Source organism: Lacticaseibacillus suilingensis, assembly GCF_016861845.1.
In the GTDB taxonomy this organism is placed as follows: domain Bacteria; phylum Bacillota; class Bacilli; order Lactobacillales; family Lactobacillaceae; genus Lacticaseibacillus; species Lacticaseibacillus suilingensis.
Genome location: NZ_BOLV01000028.1, coordinates 1 through 18,020 on the forward strand (window position 1 = coordinate 1; position 18,020 = coordinate 18,020).

Below are 18,020 nucleotides of genomic sequence, written 5' to 3' on the forward strand. Positions count from 1 at the left end.
GTGCAGAAGCTGAGGAAACAGCAGGCGGCAGCCGAGCGCAGACGCTTGAACCGTGAGCTCCGGGCATATCTGACGGCGTTCGATAAGGTGTGCAGAGGCGCAACGGTCGCATTCACACGATTTGCCGATGAGCTCAAACGCGCCATGCAGTCTCCAAAATAGCGCAAAAAAATAGCGCACCTGATGAAGGTGCGCTGGAGGTATTTGAAGTTGGGGAAGTTATAAATGAAATTGATGAACTGAGTCATTCAATCCAGGGAGATACCTCCACCGATATTATAGCAAACCAACACGCCGAATGTTCATTTCAATACGCAGAAAGAAGGAATTAACACGGTATAAGCATCAAAAAAGCGTACCATTACGGCACGCCTTCCCCCAAAACTTTTCCGAAACTCATTATAGCATAAGGGGTGGCGCTTGTGATGGAGCTTTTATCAATTAGCGATGAAAAGGACCGGGAAGCAGTCGAAAATATTCTGAATAAATACCGATCAGAGCGCGGATTCATCAAAGCGCCAGTTAATCCAAAAATTACCAGTATGTGGGGAGACGGCACTTCTGCTAGCACCGCTCAGCGTCCACTGTATGCACAGCAGCGTTTAGAGAGGCAGGCTTCGGCGCGTAAATTCTGCGACTGGTGCGACAATTGCATTGCGTCGATGCCAAAGCAATCGCATCAGCGTTTATTAAGGGTGCGCTATTGCGAAGGACCCGAGACGGAAAAGCCAGACGGTGATGCGATGAACATTCTAGATATATCTTCAGCAACCTACACACGCAGAAAGAAAAATGCGTTGTTAGCAGCGGCATGGTACTTTGGTGTCACCCCTGGACAAAGTATTGAGCAATAAATGATTGATGAATGAGGACTATTTGAGGACTAATTGATTGATAAATGAGTGGCGAACTAAAAACGAAATCGCTTATGATGGTATTGTGCCAAAGGTGAGAAGCCTGAGATACCACCTGGCTACCTTGACGATTAGTAGCATGGTGAACTTATATGCCTCCTTATAGGATGAGCTGCCCGGTTGAGCGGGACAAGCCACGGCAGTTCGTGGCACAGTTCTTTGTCCGGTTTAGCGACCGGACACAGCTTGCGACGATCCCTGCTGACGGGGGAGCGAGCAACACAAAATGGCCAGCGTGGGCGGACACACTCACGCCGGATGGTGGTACCACCGTTTGCGGCCCAGCGCGGTATCTGGGATTGTGTCAGCAATCGTCGGATAATCGGCAGTCCACGGGTTAATCCCCGCAGCGTGGGTTCGAGTCCCACCGATTGCATTCGCCTTATGGCGGAAATATAAAACAGAAAATAGATGAAACTCTCTTTTCTTGTTCGCGATTGACTTGATGGTGGTCACGGCGGCCCGCAGCGGACGTATTCCGCTGGACACGGAAGGTTCGACTCCCACACAGCTACTGGCCGGGCGACTGGCCAACCCCTATATATTTCCTCTCTTAGCCTGCCTCGCGGTGGGCTATTTTGATTGGAGGCGCGCAATGAATAACCGTGAGCGCAACCACGCGTTCTACCAGTCACAGCGGTGGCAACACAAGCGTGCCGTGGTCATGCGCAAGTACAACTACGAAGACCAAGAGGCCAAGCGATACGGGCGGGTGGTGCAAGCCACGATGATCCACCACATCTATCCATTAGCACAGTATCCCATGCTCGCATTGCAGACATGGAACCTGCTGCCGCTGTCTGCTGCATCACATAACAAGATGCACGACCGACTAACTGATGAAGTAACTGGCGCTGGTTTGTATTGGCAAGAGAAAAGACGACACGAGTTTGTAAAATTTTTCTCCGAAAAAAATTGAAGCCCCCCAGGTCGTAATTATTAAAACGAACAACGGGAGACGGGGCAATGGGAGTTTTTTCCGACTGCGCAGAATTTTCACGTGAAAGGGGTGTCGAGATTGGCACAAGAAGTAAGAGTTGATACGCTTGACCGACGCCGTCGCGTGGTTGAGCAGATGAAAGACCTTGGCGTATACAAGACGGCTTATGATGATGTCATCACCATCTATGCAGGGATGCTGGATCAGTATGCTGTGTTGATCAATCAGTATGAGCAGTCAGGTTATCAGGTAACTGAAAGCTACACCAACAAGGCGGGTGCTACTAATCAACGCAAGGTTCCAATCTTGAACGCGATTGAGTCGTTGCGGAAAGACATCGCTAGTTATTCGGACCGGCTCCAGCTCAATCCAAAGTCAAATAGTGTGGAAGTGGTGCCAACTGTGAACGCCAACCCGCTTGCCGACTTCATGAAGAGCCGTGGTCGCGATGGATAACTTCGAGGCTGCCTATGCTTATGCTCGTGGTGTGGTTAACGGTGATGTGCCAGCAAACAAATTGCGCGTTCAAGCGGGTGAACGGTTTCTAAACGACTTGAAGCGTACTGATGAATTTGATGTTCGCATGGATGATGCAGACTTCGTGATTGATTTAATCGAGCATGTATTCGTGCATCAACAAGGCGAAGACTTGGAAGGCCGTCCTATGCGTGGGCGGTCTTTGTTGTTGACCGAGTGGCAGAAGTTCTGCATCGTCAATATGCTTTGCTTCTACAAGAAGAACACTGACCTGCGACGGTTCCACGAAGTGTTAATCATGATACCTCGTAAACAAGGCAAGACTACATTCGCCGCTGCACTCGGCTTTGCGTTGTCATTACTTGAGGCACGTTCAGGTTCAAAGCTATACATCCTTGCCAACTCATTGAAGCAGACAATGGAATCGTTTAGCTTGCTCAAGTTCAACATTGACCGCTTCCATGATGCCACGTACAACATTCGCGATAACAATAGCGAACACTCAATCACCAAAGACTTTGGTGAAGACGGTTCCATCTATATTCAAGCACTTGCAAGCGATGAGAAACGATTAGACTCACTGAATGCCAATCTGCTTATCCTTGATGAATTACACGCGTTCAAATCAGCCAAGAAATACATTCTAATGAAGAACGCACAGAAGGCTTATCGCAATAAGCTATTGATTGGCATCTCGACCGCCGGCGACATCCCGAACGGGTTCCTCGCCCAGCGTGTGGAGTATGCCAAGAAGGTGCTGTCCGGCTCGATCCAAGACGATGAGTACTTCTTCTTCATTTGCCAAGCTGACCAGAACGAAGAGGGGGACGTGGACGATTTCACGAGTGACGAAGTCCTGATGAAGTCCAACCCGTCCGTTGGCGTTTCGGTTTCGCTCGAAGACTTGCGGCGTGATGCTGAAATGGCATTGAACGACCCACAGACGCGGCTGGAGTTTTTCAACAAAACGCTGAACGTATTCACGGCCTCAAGCAAATCATACTTCGACATTGAAGACTTTAAAGCATCTGACCGCACCTATGACTGGTCGCTCAAAGACTTGGCTGGTATGGGGATCAAATGGTATGGCGGTGCTGATTTGTCAAAACTGCATGACCTTACTGCTGCTGCTTTGTATGGCCGCAAGGGCGATGTGGACATCGTCATCACACACTCGTTCTTTCCACGCCAAGCCGCGCATGAAAAAGCTGATAAAGACGGCATCCCACTGTTTGGCTGGGAGGATGACGGCTGGCTGACAATGAGCAATACAGCTACGGTGCTGTATGACGACATCGTTAAGTGGTTTATCGACATGCGGGCAATGGGATTCAACATCAAGAAGATTGGCTTCGATAAAAAGTTTGGTCGTGAGTTCTTTATGAAGATGAAGAAAGCGCACTTCCGCATTGTTGACCAGCCGCAGTATTTCTTCAAGAAGTCAGAAGGTTTCCGCCGCATTGAAGTGAAGGCTAAGAATAAAGAATTGTACTACGTGCACAGTGAAGCATACGAGTATTGTGTGTCGAACGTGGCTGCTGTTGAGAAGACAGACGACATGATCCAATACGACAAGATTGACGGTCAGTCAGGCAACCAGCGCATTGACTTGTTTGATGCGTCTGTTTTCGCTTGCGTGCAAATGTCAGAAGACATCACCAAGAACGAGAATGCGGCGGCTTGGCTGAAAGGAGGTGATTAAATGTTTGGACTAAAACGGAAAGCAGAAAAACGCAGCGCACCAAAGATTGTCCAACTTGGCTCACCAGAATGGTCAGAGCTATTAAATGGCAGTGGTTACACGCGGCTTGCTGATAACGCTGACGTTCAGTCTGCTGTGAATACGATTGCCGAGTTGGTGTCGTCTATGAGTATTCACTTGCTTGAGAATACTGACAAAGGCGACAAACGAGTAAACAATGAATTGTCGCGACTGATTGATGTGTCACCGTCAAAGGGTATGACCCGTAAGACGTGGCTTACCAAAATTGTTCGTGACTTGTACTTGTACGGTGACGGCAATTCGCTGTGCCAAATCATCGCGCAACCAGGTAGCGACTATCTGTCAGAACTACGGCCACTAGATATGACCAACGTTAGTTACATCTACGATTCGCAAACAGCCGACCTGCACGTTCGTTATGGCGATAAAGAAATGGACTCGGCACAGTTGGTTCACTTCATGATCAATCCCGACCCGCGCTATCCGCTCATTGGCCGTGGTTTTGATACCATTCTCAAATCAACACTTGAGAACCTAGCTCAAGCTGCTAAGACAAAGTCAGTATTCATGAGTGGTAAGTACATGCCGAACATCATCATCAAGGTTGATAGTGATAGTGAAGCATTGACCAGTGATGAAGGACGCGACGAAGTCAAGAACAAGTACATCGGTCATTCTGACGGATTGGAACCGTGGGTCATCCCTGCTGACCTTCTGGAAGTGCAACAGGTAAAGCCGTTGACGCTTCAAGACATTGCGCTAAATGAAGGCGTTGAAATCGACAAAAAGACAGTGGCTGGACTCTTTGGAGTTCCGGCCTTTTTGCTTGGCGTTGGTGACTTTAATCGTGAAGAATACAACAACTTCGTCAACACCCGCATTGCTGGTCTTGGACAGATGATTGCGCAAGCACTGACGCGTGACGTGCTCATTTCTAGCGATTGGTACTTCCGCTTCAACCCACGCTCGCTTTACCAGTACGACTTGAGCGAGCTTATCAATGCCGGTAAAGAAATGGTCGACCGTACTTCAATGCGGCGCAATGAATGGCGTGGATGGGTTGGCTTGCCACCTGATGATGACATGGAAGACCTTATCACGCTTGAGAACTATGTACCGACCGAAAAACTTGGCGATCAGGCCAAATTGAAGGGAGGTGATAGTAATGGAGAAACGAACCAGTCTAACGAAAACAGCGGACTTCCGAGCGGCGACTGAAGAAGGTGGGAAGAAATACTTATCTGGCTACTTCATCCGCTTCAACGAAGAAACAGAGCTTTACCGTGGACAGTTTGAAACGGTGGCACCAGAAGCAATTCCTGATGACATCGCAGACCACGATATAAGAGCACTGTTTGACCACGACACTGGCAAGGTGCTTGGCCGCACCAGCGCCGGAACGATGACTTTACGCAAGGATGACAAAGGGCTTTTCGGAACCGTCGAGATTAACGACGACGATCCGGAGGCCCTTTCTATTTACGCAAAAGTCAAGCGTGGTGATGTATCACAAGCGTCTTTTGGATTCTTTATCAAAGACCAAGACATCGAAAAACGCGATGACGGGTGGCATAACACCCTGACTGATGTTGACCTTTTTGAGGTTTCCGTGGTGGCTTTCCCGGCGTACGAAACGACCGAGATTGGTGCACGGAGCCGCGACAATCAGCACGCCGAACAAGAAGCGTTCAACGAACGCAAAATCAAGCTAGTAAAGGAGCTTAAAGACAAATGGAAAATCCAATCATTTTAAACGCTCGCCTCAAAATGGCGCGTGCGGCTTTGGCCGAAAACGAAACGAAACGCGGCGAATTGGAAAGCAAGAAGCAAGTTATCTTGCGCGCTGCTGATGAAGCTGCTGACCAGGAAGCCCTGGACAAGGCGGCCGCTGACAGCGACGAGAACGACAAGTCAATGGCTGATCTTGAAAAAGAAAACCAAGACTTGAAAGACAAAATCGCTGAATTGGAAAAGCAACTCGAAGACGCAAACGAAACGCCTACAGAACCTGACGAACCACAGACAAACGCAAAGAAAGGTGGGGAAACCCGCATGAAGACGATTGAAAAAGAAAACCCAGAAGTACGTAGCCTGATTGACTACTTGAACAGCAAAGGCCAGAAGCGTGATGGCATCGTGTCAGGTGACGTTGCAGCTATCATCCCGCAGCAAATCTTGTACAAGGCACAGGACGAACTCAAGTCCACCTATGACCTGACAAAGTTCGCTGATGTTATCAATGTTCAGCAAGCTGGCGGCACCTATGCAGTTGCTAAGAAGACCGATGAAAGTCTGCACACCGTTGAAGAATTGGCCGCTAACCCAGAACTGGGCAAGCCAGAACTCATCACCGTGAAGTGGAACGCTGGCACCTACCGTGGTTCAATCACCACTTCCCACGAATCTCTGCGTGATGCAACGGACTTGAAGCGCCTGCTGCAGAACGTACTTGACCAGGTTGTGCTGAACACCAAGAACCGCCTGATTGCTGAAAAGTTGAAGACTGCTCATGCTGCTTCCGCTACTGATGCAGACGGCATCAAGCACATCATCAACGTTGACCTTGATCCAGCCTACAACAAGGTTGTCATTGCCACTCAGTCCGGGTTCCAATTCCTCGACACCTTGAAGGACGGCGAAGGCCGCTACCTGATGCAGCCGGACGTAACCAGCACAACCGGCTATCGCTTCCTTGGCCTGCAGATTGGCATCGTTCCTGACACGATGCTGGGCACCAATGCAGGCGATGCACTGGCCTTTGTCGGCGATGCAAAGCGCTTCGTGAAGTTGTTCGACCGCGAAGAGGTTCAGCTGGGCTGGTCTGTGAACGAGAACTTCGCACAAGCAATGCTGGCTGCCATCTCCGTTGACGTTGAAGTTGCTGATACCGCTGCTGGCTACTTGGTAACGCTGGGCCCAAAAGCGTAGAGCCGGCCACTCCGGCGTTTGATCCAAACGGCGACACGAAGCCGACCAGTAGCAACACAGTGGAAGAGATCAAAGCGTGGCTGACCGCCCACTCGATTGACTTCACCGGCAAGACTGTGAAGGCCGACCTGCTGGCTCTGGTACCGGCTGACTAGGAGGTGGCCTGAATGGCTGAATTGGACAAACTCGGCCTGTTGAAGGCCAATCTCGGAATCACGTCAGAAGCGCGTGACCAGTATCTCAACTCGATTTTGGAAAGTGTCACCGCAGAGCTGTACGACAAGGGCTTGTCAGTTAGCGACAGTGACAGCGTGGCTGTCATGCTGCTAGTTGACTATGCTGCGTGGCGTTTTCGTAATCGTGGTGAAGGCGCAATGCCTCGCAACATCCAATATCGCCTGCATAATCTCATGCTGGGGCAGGTGAGCGGCAGTGCTTGATTGGAGTGAAGATGCTGTTCTAATCGGTAAGACGTTTGAACCTGACCAATATGGCAATCAAGTAGCAACAGTGACCGAAGACACAGTGCAAGCCAGCAAAAAAGAACTCTCGATGAGTGAGTTCTATGCTGCTGCTCAAGCTGGCATTCGACCAGAAGTCGAGTTGATTGTTCATGCGTTTGAGTATGACGGCCAACAAACCGTGAAGTGGAACGGCATCACATACAGCCTGATTAGAACCTATCAACGCAACGCTGATGAAGTTGAGCTTTATCTCGAAAGGAAGGTGAGCAACATTGGCGATTGAAATTGATCTCTCAAAGTTGCTCGACCAGTACAAAGAGGAAGTTCAAGAAAAGGTTGATGACGCTCAAGAAAAGGCTGCCAAGGCGGCCGTTGATGAGCTCACTGCGTCGTCACCGCGTGATTCACGAGCAGGCAAGAAGTACTACCGAGGCTGGACCAGCCAGAATAAGGGCAAGAGCGTGACTGTCTACAACAAGACCAAGCCGTCACTCACCCATCTGCTGGAAAACGGTCACGCAAACCGTGATGGCAGTCGCACCCGTGCGATTCCACACATCGCGCCCGCTGAGAAAACGGCCGCAGATACCTTCGAGACTGCAATCAGAAAGGGGCTGAGCTGATGCTGACTGACCTAATCACGGGATTGTCGGCAATCATGCCTACCACCTACGGCGCGTGGGGAACGGGCAACGCCAAACCCTTGCCGTACCTGATTGTGTTCGACACCGGTCCCGATGACTTCTACGCAGACGATGCACACTACCTCAAACGCGGAACCTACCGCGTGGAATTTTATTTTGAGCAAAAAGACCCGACTGTGGAAACGCAAATCGAGTCTTTTTTTGATGCCGACGAAATTGACTGGGCCTGCGATGGTGACGTGTACATCGAGACCGACAAGATGTTCGAGCGCATCTACTACATTGAAAAAGGAGAATGAACATGGCAGAAAACACAGAAAACAAAGTCGAGTTCGGCCTTAAGAACGCCTACTACGCCATCGCCACCGATGACGGTTCCAAGCTGACCTACGCGGCTCCGATTGCGTTGAAAGGCGCAACCGAATTGAGCATCGACCCGGAAGGCGATTCCAACGACTTCTACGCCGATGACACCAAATACTATACTTCCGTAAGTAACCAAGGTTACTCCGGCAAGCTGACTGTTGCCAGGCTGAATGACCAGTTCAACCAAGACGTGTTCGGTGACGTTCTCGATGCCACCACAGGGATGCAGGTGGACAACACGGACGCAGAGCCAAAGCAGTTCGCACTGCTGTTCGAGTTCAGCGGCGACAAGAACCGCACCCGCCACGTGATGTTCAACGTGACTGCGACCCGTCCTTCCATCGGCTCCAAGACCAAGGAAGACAAGACCGAAGTCAACAAGCAAGAGTTGAGCTTTACCGCCGCGCCAGACCCGTACGAGCACCGCTCCCACGGCAAGGTGTCCGAAGGTTCACCGGCATACAGCAACTTCTTCACCAAGGTGGTTGTACCGGGTGAAACCACGCCTACAAATCCATAGACCGCCGGTTCTGAAGGATAGTCCGTCACCTAGTCGCCTATGAAATCAACAGTACACGATCCTGTGGGCGGCTCACATTTATAGGAGGAAACGATGCTCAAAGTAGTTGACTTACCAGATGGCAAACAGCTCTCACTTCGTTCAAGTGCGGCGACTGCAATATTGTACAAGAACCAGTTCGGCAGTGACTTCTTCGCTGACATGATCATGCTGGCAAAAACGTTTGGCGCTATTCAAGACACGTCAGACAGTGATGAATTTGATATGTCTGAACTGTCATACGAAGACTTGAAGCATTTGGACATGACCACGCTGTACAAAGTGACGTGGGCTTTCGCCAAAAATGCAGACAGCTCAATCGGCGACCTCACCACATGGCTTGGACAGTTTGATGAGTTCCCGCTTGACGTTGTGCTTGGCGCAGTCATGGAGCTTATCCAGAAGCTGTTTTCAACAACAAAAAACTAAGTAGCGCCGACCAATCAGACGAACCAATCGACACGGATTCGTTCTTGTATATGTCTAAGGTCATGGGGTTCAGCGTGAGCGAACTCAATGACCTTTCGATTGGTCAGGTGCTGGATCAGAGTGTCGAATACGTCAACGCACATAAGAGCGGTGGCGAGAAGTCACGCAAGGCGACTCAAGCTGACTTCGACAACTTCTAAAAGAAAGGAGACGAATGCATGGCTGGAAATATTAAAGGCATCACGATTGAAATTAATGGCGATACGACCAAGCTCGATAAGGCTCTGTCTGATGTGAATAAGCAGACCACTGCCGTCAACAAAGAGCTGCGGCAGGTAGATAATCTGCTGAAGTTCAACCCCGGGAACACCGAACTGGTGGCGCAGAAACAGCAACTACTGGCGAAACAGGTTGAGCAGACCAGTTCCAAGCTCAAGACATTGAAGGACGCACAGGCTCAGGTCGAGGCGCAATTCAAAGCTGGTGACATCGGCGAAGACCAGTACCGCGCATTTAAGCGCGAAGTGGTCGCAACCGAAGGCAAGCTCGATCACTTCTCTGGCCAGCTCAAGGACACAGACACCTACCTGAAGGACAACAACGACGCGGCCGGCATGGCTGCGGCAGGTTACTCAAAGACCGCAATCAAGGCTGCTCAGGCCGGCGATGACATCAAAGGGATGGGCAACGATGCCGACGATGCCAGCAACAAGCTCGACCAGATTGCCAGCAATACGTTCAGCGAGAAGCTGCAGAACGTGGGCGATGCTTTCAGTGACATCGGCGGCAAGATTCAAGAGTTCGGCGAAACAGCGGTCGAGGCTTGGTCCGAAATGGACGATTCCGTCGACAATTTAACCTCGAAAACCGGCGCGACTGGAGCGGCTGCTGATGTGCTTGGCAAGTCGTTCGAGAAAGTAGAAGGCTCCATGGCCGGTTCTCAAATGGAAAGTGAAGACCTGTCAAACACGATGGCAGGTCTTCATTCTGTCTTCGGGCTAACTGGTGACGCGTTGGAGAACACCACGGAGTACGTGGCGCAGTTCTCCGCAGTCACTGGTCAGTCAGGGGCAGATGCTGTGGACGCACTGCGCGACACGCTGGGCAAATTCAACGTGCAAGCGAAGGAGATTCCGGGCGTGCTGGACGCGTTCACGGCGGCCAGTCAGTCAAGCGGAATCTCAGTTGATGACCTGGAATCTTCTGTTGCTGACGCGTACCCAGTCTTCAGTCAACTGCACATCAGCCTGAAGGATGGCGTCGGCATTGTGGCCCAGTGGGCAAAGGGAGGCATTGACGCCTCCACCGCCCTAAAGGGTATGCAGAAAGCTTCTGCCACGTATGCCGCCGACAACAAGACCCTACAGCAGGGTCTCAAGGGCACGTTCAATGCCATCAAGAATGCAAAGTCACCGGTTGACGCGTTGAACGCCGGGGTCGAAGCATTCGGCACTCGGCAAGCTCCGGCAATGGTGGCGGCGATTCAGTCTGGCAAGGTCAATCTTGACTCTCTGACCAAGGCCGCGGCAGACAGCGGTGGCACCGTGAAGAACACGTTCAACCAGACGCTTGATCCAATCGACAAAGCAACGCAAGCACAGAAACAAATGAAGCAGTCACTGGCAGAGGTTGGTGGTGAAATTCTAACCACCGTGGCACCAGTGATGAAGCAACTTGCCGAGTTTGCTAAAACTGCGGCGGAAGCGTTCGGCAAACTTCCAGTTCCAGTAAAACAGTTTATCGTCATCTTCGGGGGAGTGGCAGTTATCATCGGCATGCTCGCGCCAATCATTGTGGCAATAACTACGCTTGGCAGTACGTTCTCGCTTATCGCCCTTGCCATTGCGGCGGCGATTGCTGGCATTGTACTTGTCATCAAAAACTGGGGAACCATCGTTGAATGGCTCAAAGGCATCTGGAATGGGCTAGTCACGTTCTTCTCTGGAGTGTGGAATGGCATCAAGACAACGATTGTTAACGTCATGAATGCAATCGTGGCGTTCCTGACACCAGTTTGGAATGGAATTAAGGCGGTTATCACAGTTGTTGTGACTGCAATCGCTTTGGTGATTGGCACTGCGTGGGAATTGATTAAGTCTACAACCTCAATCGTGTTCAATGCGATTAAGTCGGTCATTACAACTGTGTGGAATGCGATAAAGGGCGTGGTTATGCCGGTTGTGAATGCTATTAAATCGGGCATTACTAACGCTTGGAATGGCATTAAGTCAGTCACAAGCTCTGTTTTTAATTCTGTTAAGTCGGTCATTTCGTCTGTTTGGAATGGCATAAAATCTGTTGTCAGTGGAGCAGTAAACACTGTTAAGTCTGTCATCAGTGGTGCGTGGAATGGCATTAAATCGGTAACCTCTAGGGTTTGGAATGGCATCAAGTCAGCAATCATGACACCAATCAATGCGGCACGCGACGCCGTTAAGCGCGTTATTAACGCAATCAAGGGCTTCTTCAGATTCAAAATCAGCTGGCCGCACATCCCGATGCCGCACTTCGGCATCTCACCGGCTGGCTGGAAGATTGGTGACCTGTTGAAGGGCAAGCTGCCACATCTATCCATTAACTGGCACGCGGCTGGGGGCATCTTCAACAAACCAACCCTGTTCGCTGGCGGTGATGGCTCCGTCCACGGCGTGGGTGAAGCTGGTGCCGAAGCGGTGGCACCAATCAGCAAGCTGATGGACTACGTGCAAGCCGCAGTCAGCAACACGATGGGCGCGGCAACTGCTCAGCAACTGGTATACATGAAAGAACAAAACGACATGCTGACCGAGCTGGTAGAAGCGGTCATGGAAGGCGTTCCGGCATACGTTGACTGGAAGGCTGGAGCACGCACGATGCAGCCAGAAATTCAACGGCTGACCAACTCAGCAACTCGGACAAAGAATAGGAGGCTTGGAAATGCTTAGATACGAACTGCCAGTCACATTCAACGGCGTTCTGCTTAACGACTTCATCACGCCTTCATTCTCGACCGATACGAGTATGCTCCCTGAAGTCAGTGACTCGGCATTGTCCTTCACCGAAGGCATCGGCGAGCGCTTCACGCGGCGGAAATACACCACTCGCACGATCAAGATTCCGTATATCATGCGCAACCCGACCGAAGCCAAGCGTCAAGCGCTCACGGCGGCACTGGCCGTCACTGAACCACAGAAGCTCACGTTAGGCCGTACGCCTGACCGGTACTATCTCGTGATTCCAAAGAATGGCGAGTTCACGATTGAAGGCTTCAGGACTTCTGGAACGCTGGAGTTCACTTGCTACGATGGTTTGGCGCATTCACTTACTACTGCTACGGTATCTGGTCAGTCCGGCACCGATATCACGGTCACAAATGCTGGCACGGCACCGACTGCGCCTGTGCTGACCGCAACCATGACGGCTGACAACGGGCTGGTGGCGTGGACGAACGACCAAGGCGGGGTGCTGCAGTTTGGCGACCCCGGCGAGGTTGACGGCGTGACTACCAAGGCACCAGAACAGGCATTAGTAGAAGGCTTCGACAGCGACCCCGGCGGCACGAACAACGATGCGCCAACCAATTACCCAAACTACGGCAACGTGGAAGGTCAGCCGAACGTCCAATCAGGCACAATGAATTACGGTGCGGGCCTGTATGGCTCTACGGCGATGATGCCGAGCTTTGGAGCCAAATCTGATTATTGGAATGGACCAAGCAAGAAGCTACCAATTCCAAAGAACTCGGATGATGACAACGCAGGAAACATCGTGACTTATACGCGACTCTATTTCGACACCAAAGTGCGTCAGATGGGACGGATGGAGATTGCACTGAACAATGGCGACAAGACAGTCTTCGAGTCGGTTCTGCGCGATAGTGCAGACTCGCAAGACCAGATTGTCTGGGAGTGCTTCTACAACGGGCAGTGGCTGGTCAGCACTACGCTTGACCGCAGGAAGTTCAAGAATGGTCAGATGTATGAGCTCCGGATGTGGCGCTTTGGTTCGAAGATTAACTTCCAGCTTGCTCCGGTCGCGAAAGTGGTTGATAACAAGGCCGAGGTTGCTGCGCCAATCTTGAAGAGTTTCGACTTAGCAGAAGCTGAGCCAATTGACAGCGTTAGCTTCTGGTTCTGCCGATGGCAAGACAATGAGGCTTCCAGCATGAGCGTAACTGACTTCCAGGCGAAGTGGACCGATGTTGACCAATGGAACGACCTTGCCAACTGTTTCTCGGCGGGCGATGAGGTCGTGGCTGATATAGCCACGAAGACCATCTACGTCAATGGTGTGCAGGACAATACTCTGCACGCAATCGGCAACATGTGGGATTCGTTCTGGATCCAGCCTGGCAGAAACACAATCATGCCTGTGGCATCGAGCTGGGCGACCCCGTTCGATGCCACGATCGAGTATAGGGAGGCATGGCTCTGATGGATTTCTATTTCACAGACAGAAAATTCAATACGCTGGGCGTGGCTTCTACGGGGGCTGCGCCTATTCAAATTGACGCCGACACTGACGACCAGATGCGGCCGCAGGCAGTCGGGCGGACCTATGCGGCCACGCTGGTCACTGACCCGAAGGACGCTGGGAAGCTGGCGACTATGGCCGCGCTGGGAAACTTCCTGCTGTACAAGGACCAGCGCGGCGTGTACGTGTTCGCAACCATCATGGAGTGGACTAGCTATGACCAGCAGAATGGCGAGTTGAGTTTTGTGGCTGAAAACGGCGGGGTTGATTTAATTAACGAAACCGTGGGAGCTTACACGGCTACGAAAGCAATGCCAGTTGCGGACTATATCAATATGTTTACTTCTGACAGCGGCTTCGAGATTGGCGTGAATGAGATTGCAAACCTAACTCGAACCTTGAAGTGGGAGGGCGAGGAAGACACGGCGCTCAAGCGCATCGAGTCAGTCGCCACTCAGTTTGACAACGCGGAGTTGGACTTCCGGTTTGAAGTCGATGGCATGCAGGTGATACACCGGTACATCGACATTTACAAGCACATGGGCTTGGACAACGGTCAGCGGCTGGAAGTGAACACGCAACTGAACAAAATCACGACCACCGGTAACATCTACGACCTGTGCACGTCAATCAAGGGCACCGGAGCGGCGGCTTCGGGGAGTGATACGCCAATCAATCTAGTGGGCTACCACTGGACTGACCCGGACGGGCGGTATGTGCTTGGCGGCGATGGCGTTCTACGCGACACCGTGGCTGTTCAGCTTTGGAGTCGTGCATTGTCGAACGATAACCCGAACCCAACCGCGCATCACATTCAGCGGGTGAAGTCATATGAGGCGACCACGCAAGCTGCGCTCCTGCAGTCTGTGCTGGCTGATTTGAAGCAGTACAACCACGCGGCGGTGAACTATACCGTGGACATCGCAGACCTGCCAGACGGCGTTTCTGTGGGCGATACAGTGCACCTGGTAGATGAAGCTCAAGGGCTGAACCTGTCGGCGCGGTTGCTGGAGCTGAAAGACAGCTATGCAAACGACACGCACGAAGCCACGCTGGGCGACTACCTCATTGAGGCGAGCCAGATTGACCCTGCTCTGCAGGCGCTGGCCGACCAGATGAAGACGCTGGCAGCATCACGTCAGTGGTACCCGTGGACGCGCTACGCAGACGATGACGAAGGCTCTGGCATCTCGGCTAATCCTGACGGCAAGAGCTACATGGCGATTGTCTGGAGCGACCAGAGCGCGGTGCCTAGCGATGATGCTGCGGACTATGCAGGTCACTGGCAGAAAGTGAAGGGCGATGACGGTGTTGGTTTAGCTGGGCCAAAAGGTGATGACGGGAAAACAAGCTACTTCCACACAGCCTATGCGAACGATGTGAGCGGTAGCGGAATGTCGCAATCACCAGAAGGCAAGGCGTACATCGGCACGTACAGCGACTTTACGGAAGATGATAGCACCACGGCGTCATACTACACTTGGGTGCTGATTAAAGGCGCAGACGGTGCCACTGGCCCGGCTGGTAAAGACATCACAAGCTATGCGAGCGGTGCGGCGCTTCCGACCACGGTGGCGCCCGCTAACAGTCAATTCTGGGTGACCAATTCGAATAACGTTGCTACCGCCCTCTATAAGTCAAACGGTACCGCGTGGGTCAAGCAGGAAATCTCGGCAAGCGCAATCAACGCGGCCACATTTAATGGCTTGACTTTCAATGGTGTCATCTTCAATGGGTCGCAGTTTAACAGCACGTTCACTAGCAAGCCAGTTGATGAAAGTAGTTTTGATGATATTGATGACCCGATCGGTCAGGCGATGCTCACAAAAGGCACTGGCACCACTAAGATGGGCGACGGGTACCTCACTGTAGACGGTACCATTGATGGCGGTGGAACTAATGGCACGCCGCTTCAAAGTTTTCACACTGAGGTCGGCGCATCCGGCCTGCTATCAAGACTTTATACCGGTGGGACGGATTACAGTCACGTCACGGCAGAAGCTCGCCTTAATCTTGGCGAGCTGTCGCTCACAAATTTGGACACAGCCGGTAAGGCCCGAAGCGGACACTTGAACGGGGAATTGCTCGAACAGCTGAACAACGTTGGTAAAATTCTTTGGTCTGGAACATCTTACCTGGGGTACAAAGGCGATCCGCAATCTGTTAAGCCTTCAATGAAAATCAGTGATTGCCTCACCGGTTGGAAGCTTGTGTTTGGTGCATTTGCAAACAACCAATTTTCAGGTAATCAGCTTCGTGAAGCTGATGTATCGAAAACTAGTGTGGCGGCGTACCCAGGAATGGGTCGTGTTATTGGCTTGATTGACTACAACATGCAGGTCGCATACAAGTATATTTACGTCACAGATGGAGAAATAAAAGGCAATGAGAACAATGCTGATGGCGTAAAGGGGCAAGTTGTGCTGATTGCGATATACGCGTATTAGGGGGTGTGGCCGTGGAAAAAGAAAAAATAAAAGTTCTGTTCGACACTGATGCTGACGGATACATTATGGGCTGGTCGCAGGAGTTCTGGGATGGTCGGCATTGGCAAGCACCATTCGATACCACGCAAGCAGTGGAGCTGTCCCCAGATGACATCAGCGGCATTGTCATTGGTGCTACGAAGTACGAAGGCGGCAAGTTGACTGTGGACGAAGCTAGGCGAGAGGCACTCGCACAGCTGGCCACGCCACAGCCCACGACTGACCAGCAGATGCTTGCGGCTGTGATGCTGAGGGTCGCAAAACTGGAGGCGGGCGCATGACGGACTACGATATGTGTGCGCAGTTCTACGCGTGGGGCATCGATATCGCGCCATACGTGGGGCTGATGATAACGCCTGACGAGTACAAACAGATTACCGGTCAGGACTACGCCGCTAGGGCAAAAGCCTAGCGGTATTTTTGTGAAAGGAAGTATGAAGATGTGGATTTTAAGAGTTGGTTAGACATTTTTGTAGAGTTGGGCGGTGGGGCTTTGTTTGGTTGGTTTTTAAGCCAGTGGCAGACGCATCGAAAGCACGGAAAGGCGATAGATGCGGGGCTAGTCGGATTGCTTCATCATGAGGTATACATGCTGTGCAACCGCCATATCGAAACTGGTTATATCAGCACGGATGACTTGGACGATTTGAACTACCTTTTCCGCAGCTACAAAGCATTAGGTGGAAACGGAACGGGCGAAGCATTATACAACAAGGTTTTACAACTTCAAATTAAAAATTGAAAGGAAGATTAAACATGATGATAAATAGGATTGGTGCGAGGAGATGAGCCTTTAATGAGAAAACTATATCTTGGAAACGGTGATAAGCAGTTTAAGTTTGCCGATACCACAACCGAAATCCATCTGAACGCGTTTGATGATGGCAGTGCGGCAACCTTAACAGCAGATGCAAAGGTTAGAATCAAAAACGACTCTGGATATTTGCTGGGGATAAGTGCCAGTATCACGAACAACCATGCCGTCATCACTAGTGGCCAATTGGCTCAATTGCCAGTAGGCAGCTATCAGATCGAACTGTGGGACACCGTAAATGGTGGAACGGCCATCTACCCTAGTGATGGATTTTTGGCACTACAAATCAATGAAAACGTCACTGGGCTTTCTGGCGGACTCGTCAGCAGCATTACGGTTGATGAATTCATTCAGCAATTCAGTGACCTCAGCCAACAACTCAAACAGGAAGTTGCAGTTGCTATTGCCAATGGTCTGAAAGGCGATAAGGGTGCTGACGGTCTATCTGCTTACCAGATCGCAGTCATTAACGGTTATAAAGGCTCACAATCAGATTGGTTGGCTTCTCTCGTTGGACCAACTGGCCTAAAGGGTGAAAAAGGCAATCCGGGGAAAGACTTCAAAATCGTAAAGACGTTCCCGTCCATTGCTGCAATGAATGGTGATGGCTTCTCTGATGGTGATTTCACCATGATTGCGAGTGATGTCAATGATCCAGATGATGGCAAGCTTTACGTTTGGAACGGCACCAGTTTCACTTATATTGCCGACCTAAGCGGTTCACAAGGTATCAAAGGCGATACTGGCAAGACCGGTGAAAAAGGGGACCCAGGAAAACAAGGCGAACAAGGACTATCTGCATATCAAGTTGCCGTCAATGCTGG

At 51.2% G+C, this 18,020-nt stretch carries 21 protein-coding genes and 1 tRNA gene; all 22 read left to right on the forward strand.

Annotation, left to right across the window (positions count from 1 at the left end):
* The first annotated feature begins 425 nt into the window (after nucleotides 1–425).
* A complete protein-coding gene (locus tag JUF11_RS11960) occupies nucleotides 426–854 on the forward strand; it encodes an ArpU family phage packaging/lysis transcriptional regulator (protein WP_204119793.1) in 429 nt (142 codons plus the stop codon).
* Between the two features lie 367 nt (nucleotides 855–1,221).
* Nucleotides 1,222–1,290: transfer RNA gene (locus JUF11_RS11965), tRNA-Leu, on the forward strand.
* 219 nt (nucleotides 1,291–1,509) lie between these two features.
* Nucleotides 1,510–1,833, forward strand: coding sequence for an HNH endonuclease (locus JUF11_RS11970; protein WP_204119775.1), 324 nt, complete (start codon nucleotides 1,510–1,512; stop codon nucleotides 1,831–1,833).
* A 99-nt stretch (nucleotides 1,834–1,932) separates the two neighbouring features.
* The gene (locus JUF11_RS11975; RefSeq protein WP_204119776.1) at nucleotides 1,933–2,310 is read left to right on the forward strand and encodes a P27 family phage terminase small subunit; all 378 of its coding nucleotides are present in this window, start codon (nucleotides 1,933–1,935) and stop codon (nucleotides 2,308–2,310) included.
* Nucleotides 2,303–4,033 carry a terminase large subunit gene (locus JUF11_RS11980; RefSeq protein WP_204119777.1) on the forward strand — a complete coding sequence of 577 codons (1,731 nt, stop codon included), beginning with the start codon at nucleotides 2,303–2,305 and terminating at the stop codon, nucleotides 4,031–4,033. The genes JUF11_RS11975 and JUF11_RS11980 overlap by 8 nt, the downstream gene beginning before the upstream one ends.
* On the forward strand, nucleotides 4,034–5,272 hold the full coding sequence (locus JUF11_RS11985; protein ID WP_204119778.1) for a phage portal protein: 1,239 nt from the start codon (nucleotides 4,034–4,036) through the stop codon (nucleotides 5,270–5,272). It abuts the gene before it with no gap.
* Nucleotides 5,220–5,807 (forward strand): HK97 family phage prohead protease, encoded by a 588-nt coding sequence (locus tag JUF11_RS11990; protein WP_204119779.1) that lies wholly within the window; start codon nucleotides 5,220–5,222, stop codon nucleotides 5,805–5,807. The genes JUF11_RS11985 and JUF11_RS11990 overlap by 53 nt, the downstream gene beginning before the upstream one ends.
* Nucleotides 5,808–5,821: 14 nt before the next feature.
* Nucleotides 5,822–6,982, forward strand: coding sequence for a phage major capsid protein (locus JUF11_RS11995; RefSeq protein WP_373305871.1), 1,161 nt, complete (start codon nucleotides 5,822–5,824; stop codon nucleotides 6,980–6,982).
* 167 nt (nucleotides 6,983–7,149) lie between these two features.
* Nucleotides 7,150–7,422, forward strand: a complete 273-nt coding sequence (locus JUF11_RS12000) for a head-tail connector protein (RefSeq protein WP_204119781.1) — start codon at nucleotides 7,150–7,152, stop codon at nucleotides 7,420–7,422.
* Nucleotides 7,415–7,729: a phage head closure protein gene (locus tag JUF11_RS12005; RefSeq protein WP_204119782.1), complete on the forward strand. Its 315-nt coding sequence runs from the start codon at nucleotides 7,415–7,417 to the stop codon at nucleotides 7,727–7,729. The genes JUF11_RS12000 and JUF11_RS12005 overlap by 8 nt, the downstream gene beginning before the upstream one ends.
* Nucleotides 7,719–8,069, forward strand: a complete 351-nt coding sequence (locus JUF11_RS12010) for an HK97 gp10 family phage protein (protein ID WP_204119783.1) — start codon at nucleotides 7,719–7,721, stop codon at nucleotides 8,067–8,069. Before JUF11_RS12005 ends, JUF11_RS12010 begins: the two co-directional genes overlap by 11 nt.
* Nucleotides 8,069–8,389, forward strand: a complete 321-nt coding sequence (locus tag JUF11_RS12015; RefSeq protein WP_204119784.1) for a hypothetical protein — start codon at nucleotides 8,069–8,071, stop codon at nucleotides 8,387–8,389. The genes JUF11_RS12010 and JUF11_RS12015 overlap by 1 nt, the downstream gene beginning before the upstream one ends.
* Nucleotides 8,390–8,391: 2 nt before the next feature.
* Nucleotides 8,392–8,976 (forward strand): major tail protein, encoded by a 585-nt coding sequence (locus JUF11_RS12020; protein ID WP_204119785.1) that lies wholly within the window; start codon nucleotides 8,392–8,394, stop codon nucleotides 8,974–8,976.
* Nucleotides 8,977–9,069: 93 nt separating this feature from the next.
* Nucleotides 9,070–9,444 carry a hypothetical protein gene (locus JUF11_RS12025; protein ID WP_204119786.1) on the forward strand — a complete coding sequence of 125 codons (375 nt, stop codon included), beginning with the start codon at nucleotides 9,070–9,072 and terminating at the stop codon, nucleotides 9,442–9,444.
* Nucleotides 9,445–9,518: 74 nt separating this feature from the next.
* Nucleotides 9,519–9,644 carry a hypothetical protein gene (locus tag JUF11_RS13335; protein WP_268886770.1) on the forward strand — a complete coding sequence of 42 codons (126 nt, stop codon included), beginning with the start codon at nucleotides 9,519–9,521 and terminating at the stop codon, nucleotides 9,642–9,644.
* Nucleotides 9,645–9,662: 18 nt separating this feature from the next.
* Entirely contained in the window at nucleotides 9,663–12,368 is a 2,706-nt protein-coding gene (locus JUF11_RS12030; protein ID WP_204119787.1) for a phage tail tape measure protein, read from the forward strand.
* Complete coding sequence (locus JUF11_RS12035) at nucleotides 12,361–13,857, forward strand: distal tail protein Dit (RefSeq protein ID WP_204119788.1); 1,497 nt, start codon at nucleotides 12,361–12,363, stop codon at nucleotides 13,855–13,857. The genes JUF11_RS12030 and JUF11_RS12035 overlap by 8 nt, the downstream gene beginning before the upstream one ends.
* Entirely contained in the window at nucleotides 13,857–16,343 is a 2,487-nt protein-coding gene (locus tag JUF11_RS12040) for a phage tail spike protein (protein WP_204119789.1), read from the forward strand. Before JUF11_RS12035 ends, JUF11_RS12040 begins: the two co-directional genes overlap by 1 nt.
* An 11-nt stretch (nucleotides 16,344–16,354) precedes the next feature.
* The gene (locus tag JUF11_RS12045) at nucleotides 16,355–16,663 is read left to right on the forward strand and encodes a phage infection protein (protein ID WP_204119790.1); all 309 of its coding nucleotides are present in this window, start codon (nucleotides 16,355–16,357) and stop codon (nucleotides 16,661–16,663) included.
* Nucleotides 16,660–16,794 carry an XkdX family protein gene (locus JUF11_RS12050; protein WP_204119791.1) on the forward strand — a complete coding sequence of 45 codons (135 nt, stop codon included), beginning with the start codon at nucleotides 16,660–16,662 and terminating at the stop codon, nucleotides 16,792–16,794. Before JUF11_RS12045 ends, JUF11_RS12050 begins: the two co-directional genes overlap by 4 nt.
* Before the next feature lie 30 nt (nucleotides 16,795–16,824).
* Complete coding sequence (locus JUF11_RS12055) at nucleotides 16,825–17,124, forward strand: hypothetical protein (protein WP_236000592.1); 300 nt, start codon at nucleotides 16,825–16,827, stop codon at nucleotides 17,122–17,124.
* A 54-nt stretch (nucleotides 17,125–17,178) separates the two neighbouring features.
* Nucleotides 17,179–18,020, forward strand: an 842-nt coding sequence (locus JUF11_RS12060) for a hypothetical protein (RefSeq protein WP_204119792.1), incomplete at its 3' end; no start/stop codon positions are given.

Coding starts and splice junctions, on each gene's coding strand:
- JUF11_RS12000 (WP_204119781.1), top strand. CDS start 7,150: ATGGCTGAATTGGACAAACTCGGCCTGTTGAAGGCCAATCTCGGAATC.
- JUF11_RS11985 (WP_204119778.1), top strand. CDS start 4,034: ATGTTTGGACTAAAACGGAAAGCAGAAAAACGCAGCGCACCAAAGATT.
- JUF11_RS11990 (WP_204119779.1), top strand. CDS start 5,220: ATGGAGAAACGAACCAGTCTAACGAAAACAGCGGACTTCCGAGCGGCG.
- JUF11_RS12050 (WP_204119791.1), top strand. CDS start 16,660: ATGACGGACTACGATATGTGTGCGCAGTTCTACGCGTGGGGCATCGAT.
- JUF11_RS12040 (WP_204119789.1), top strand. CDS start 13,857: ATGGATTTCTATTTCACAGACAGAAAATTCAATACGCTGGGCGTGGCT.
- JUF11_RS12025 (WP_204119786.1), top strand. CDS start 9,070: ATGCTCAAAGTAGTTGACTTACCAGATGGCAAACAGCTCTCACTTCGT.
- JUF11_RS12020 (WP_204119785.1), top strand. CDS start 8,392: ATGGCAGAAAACACAGAAAACAAAGTCGAGTTCGGCCTTAAGAACGCC.
- JUF11_RS12015 (WP_204119784.1), top strand. CDS start 8,069: ATGCTGACTGACCTAATCACGGGATTGTCGGCAATCATGCCTACCACC.
- JUF11_RS11995 (WP_373305871.1), top strand. CDS start 5,822: ATGGCGCGTGCGGCTTTGGCCGAAAACGAAACGAAACGCGGCGAATTG.
- JUF11_RS11970 (WP_204119775.1), top strand. CDS start 1,510: ATGAATAACCGTGAGCGCAACCACGCGTTCTACCAGTCACAGCGGTGG.
- JUF11_RS11960 (WP_204119793.1), top strand. CDS start 426: ATGGAGCTTTTATCAATTAGCGATGAAAAGGACCGGGAAGCAGTCGAA.
- JUF11_RS12035 (WP_204119788.1), top strand. CDS start 12,361: ATGCTTAGATACGAACTGCCAGTCACATTCAACGGCGTTCTGCTTAAC.
- JUF11_RS12030 (WP_204119787.1), top strand. CDS start 9,663: ATGGCTGGAAATATTAAAGGCATCACGATTGAAATTAATGGCGATACG.
- JUF11_RS11980 (WP_204119777.1), top strand. CDS start 2,303: ATGGATAACTTCGAGGCTGCCTATGCTTATGCTCGTGGTGTGGTTAAC.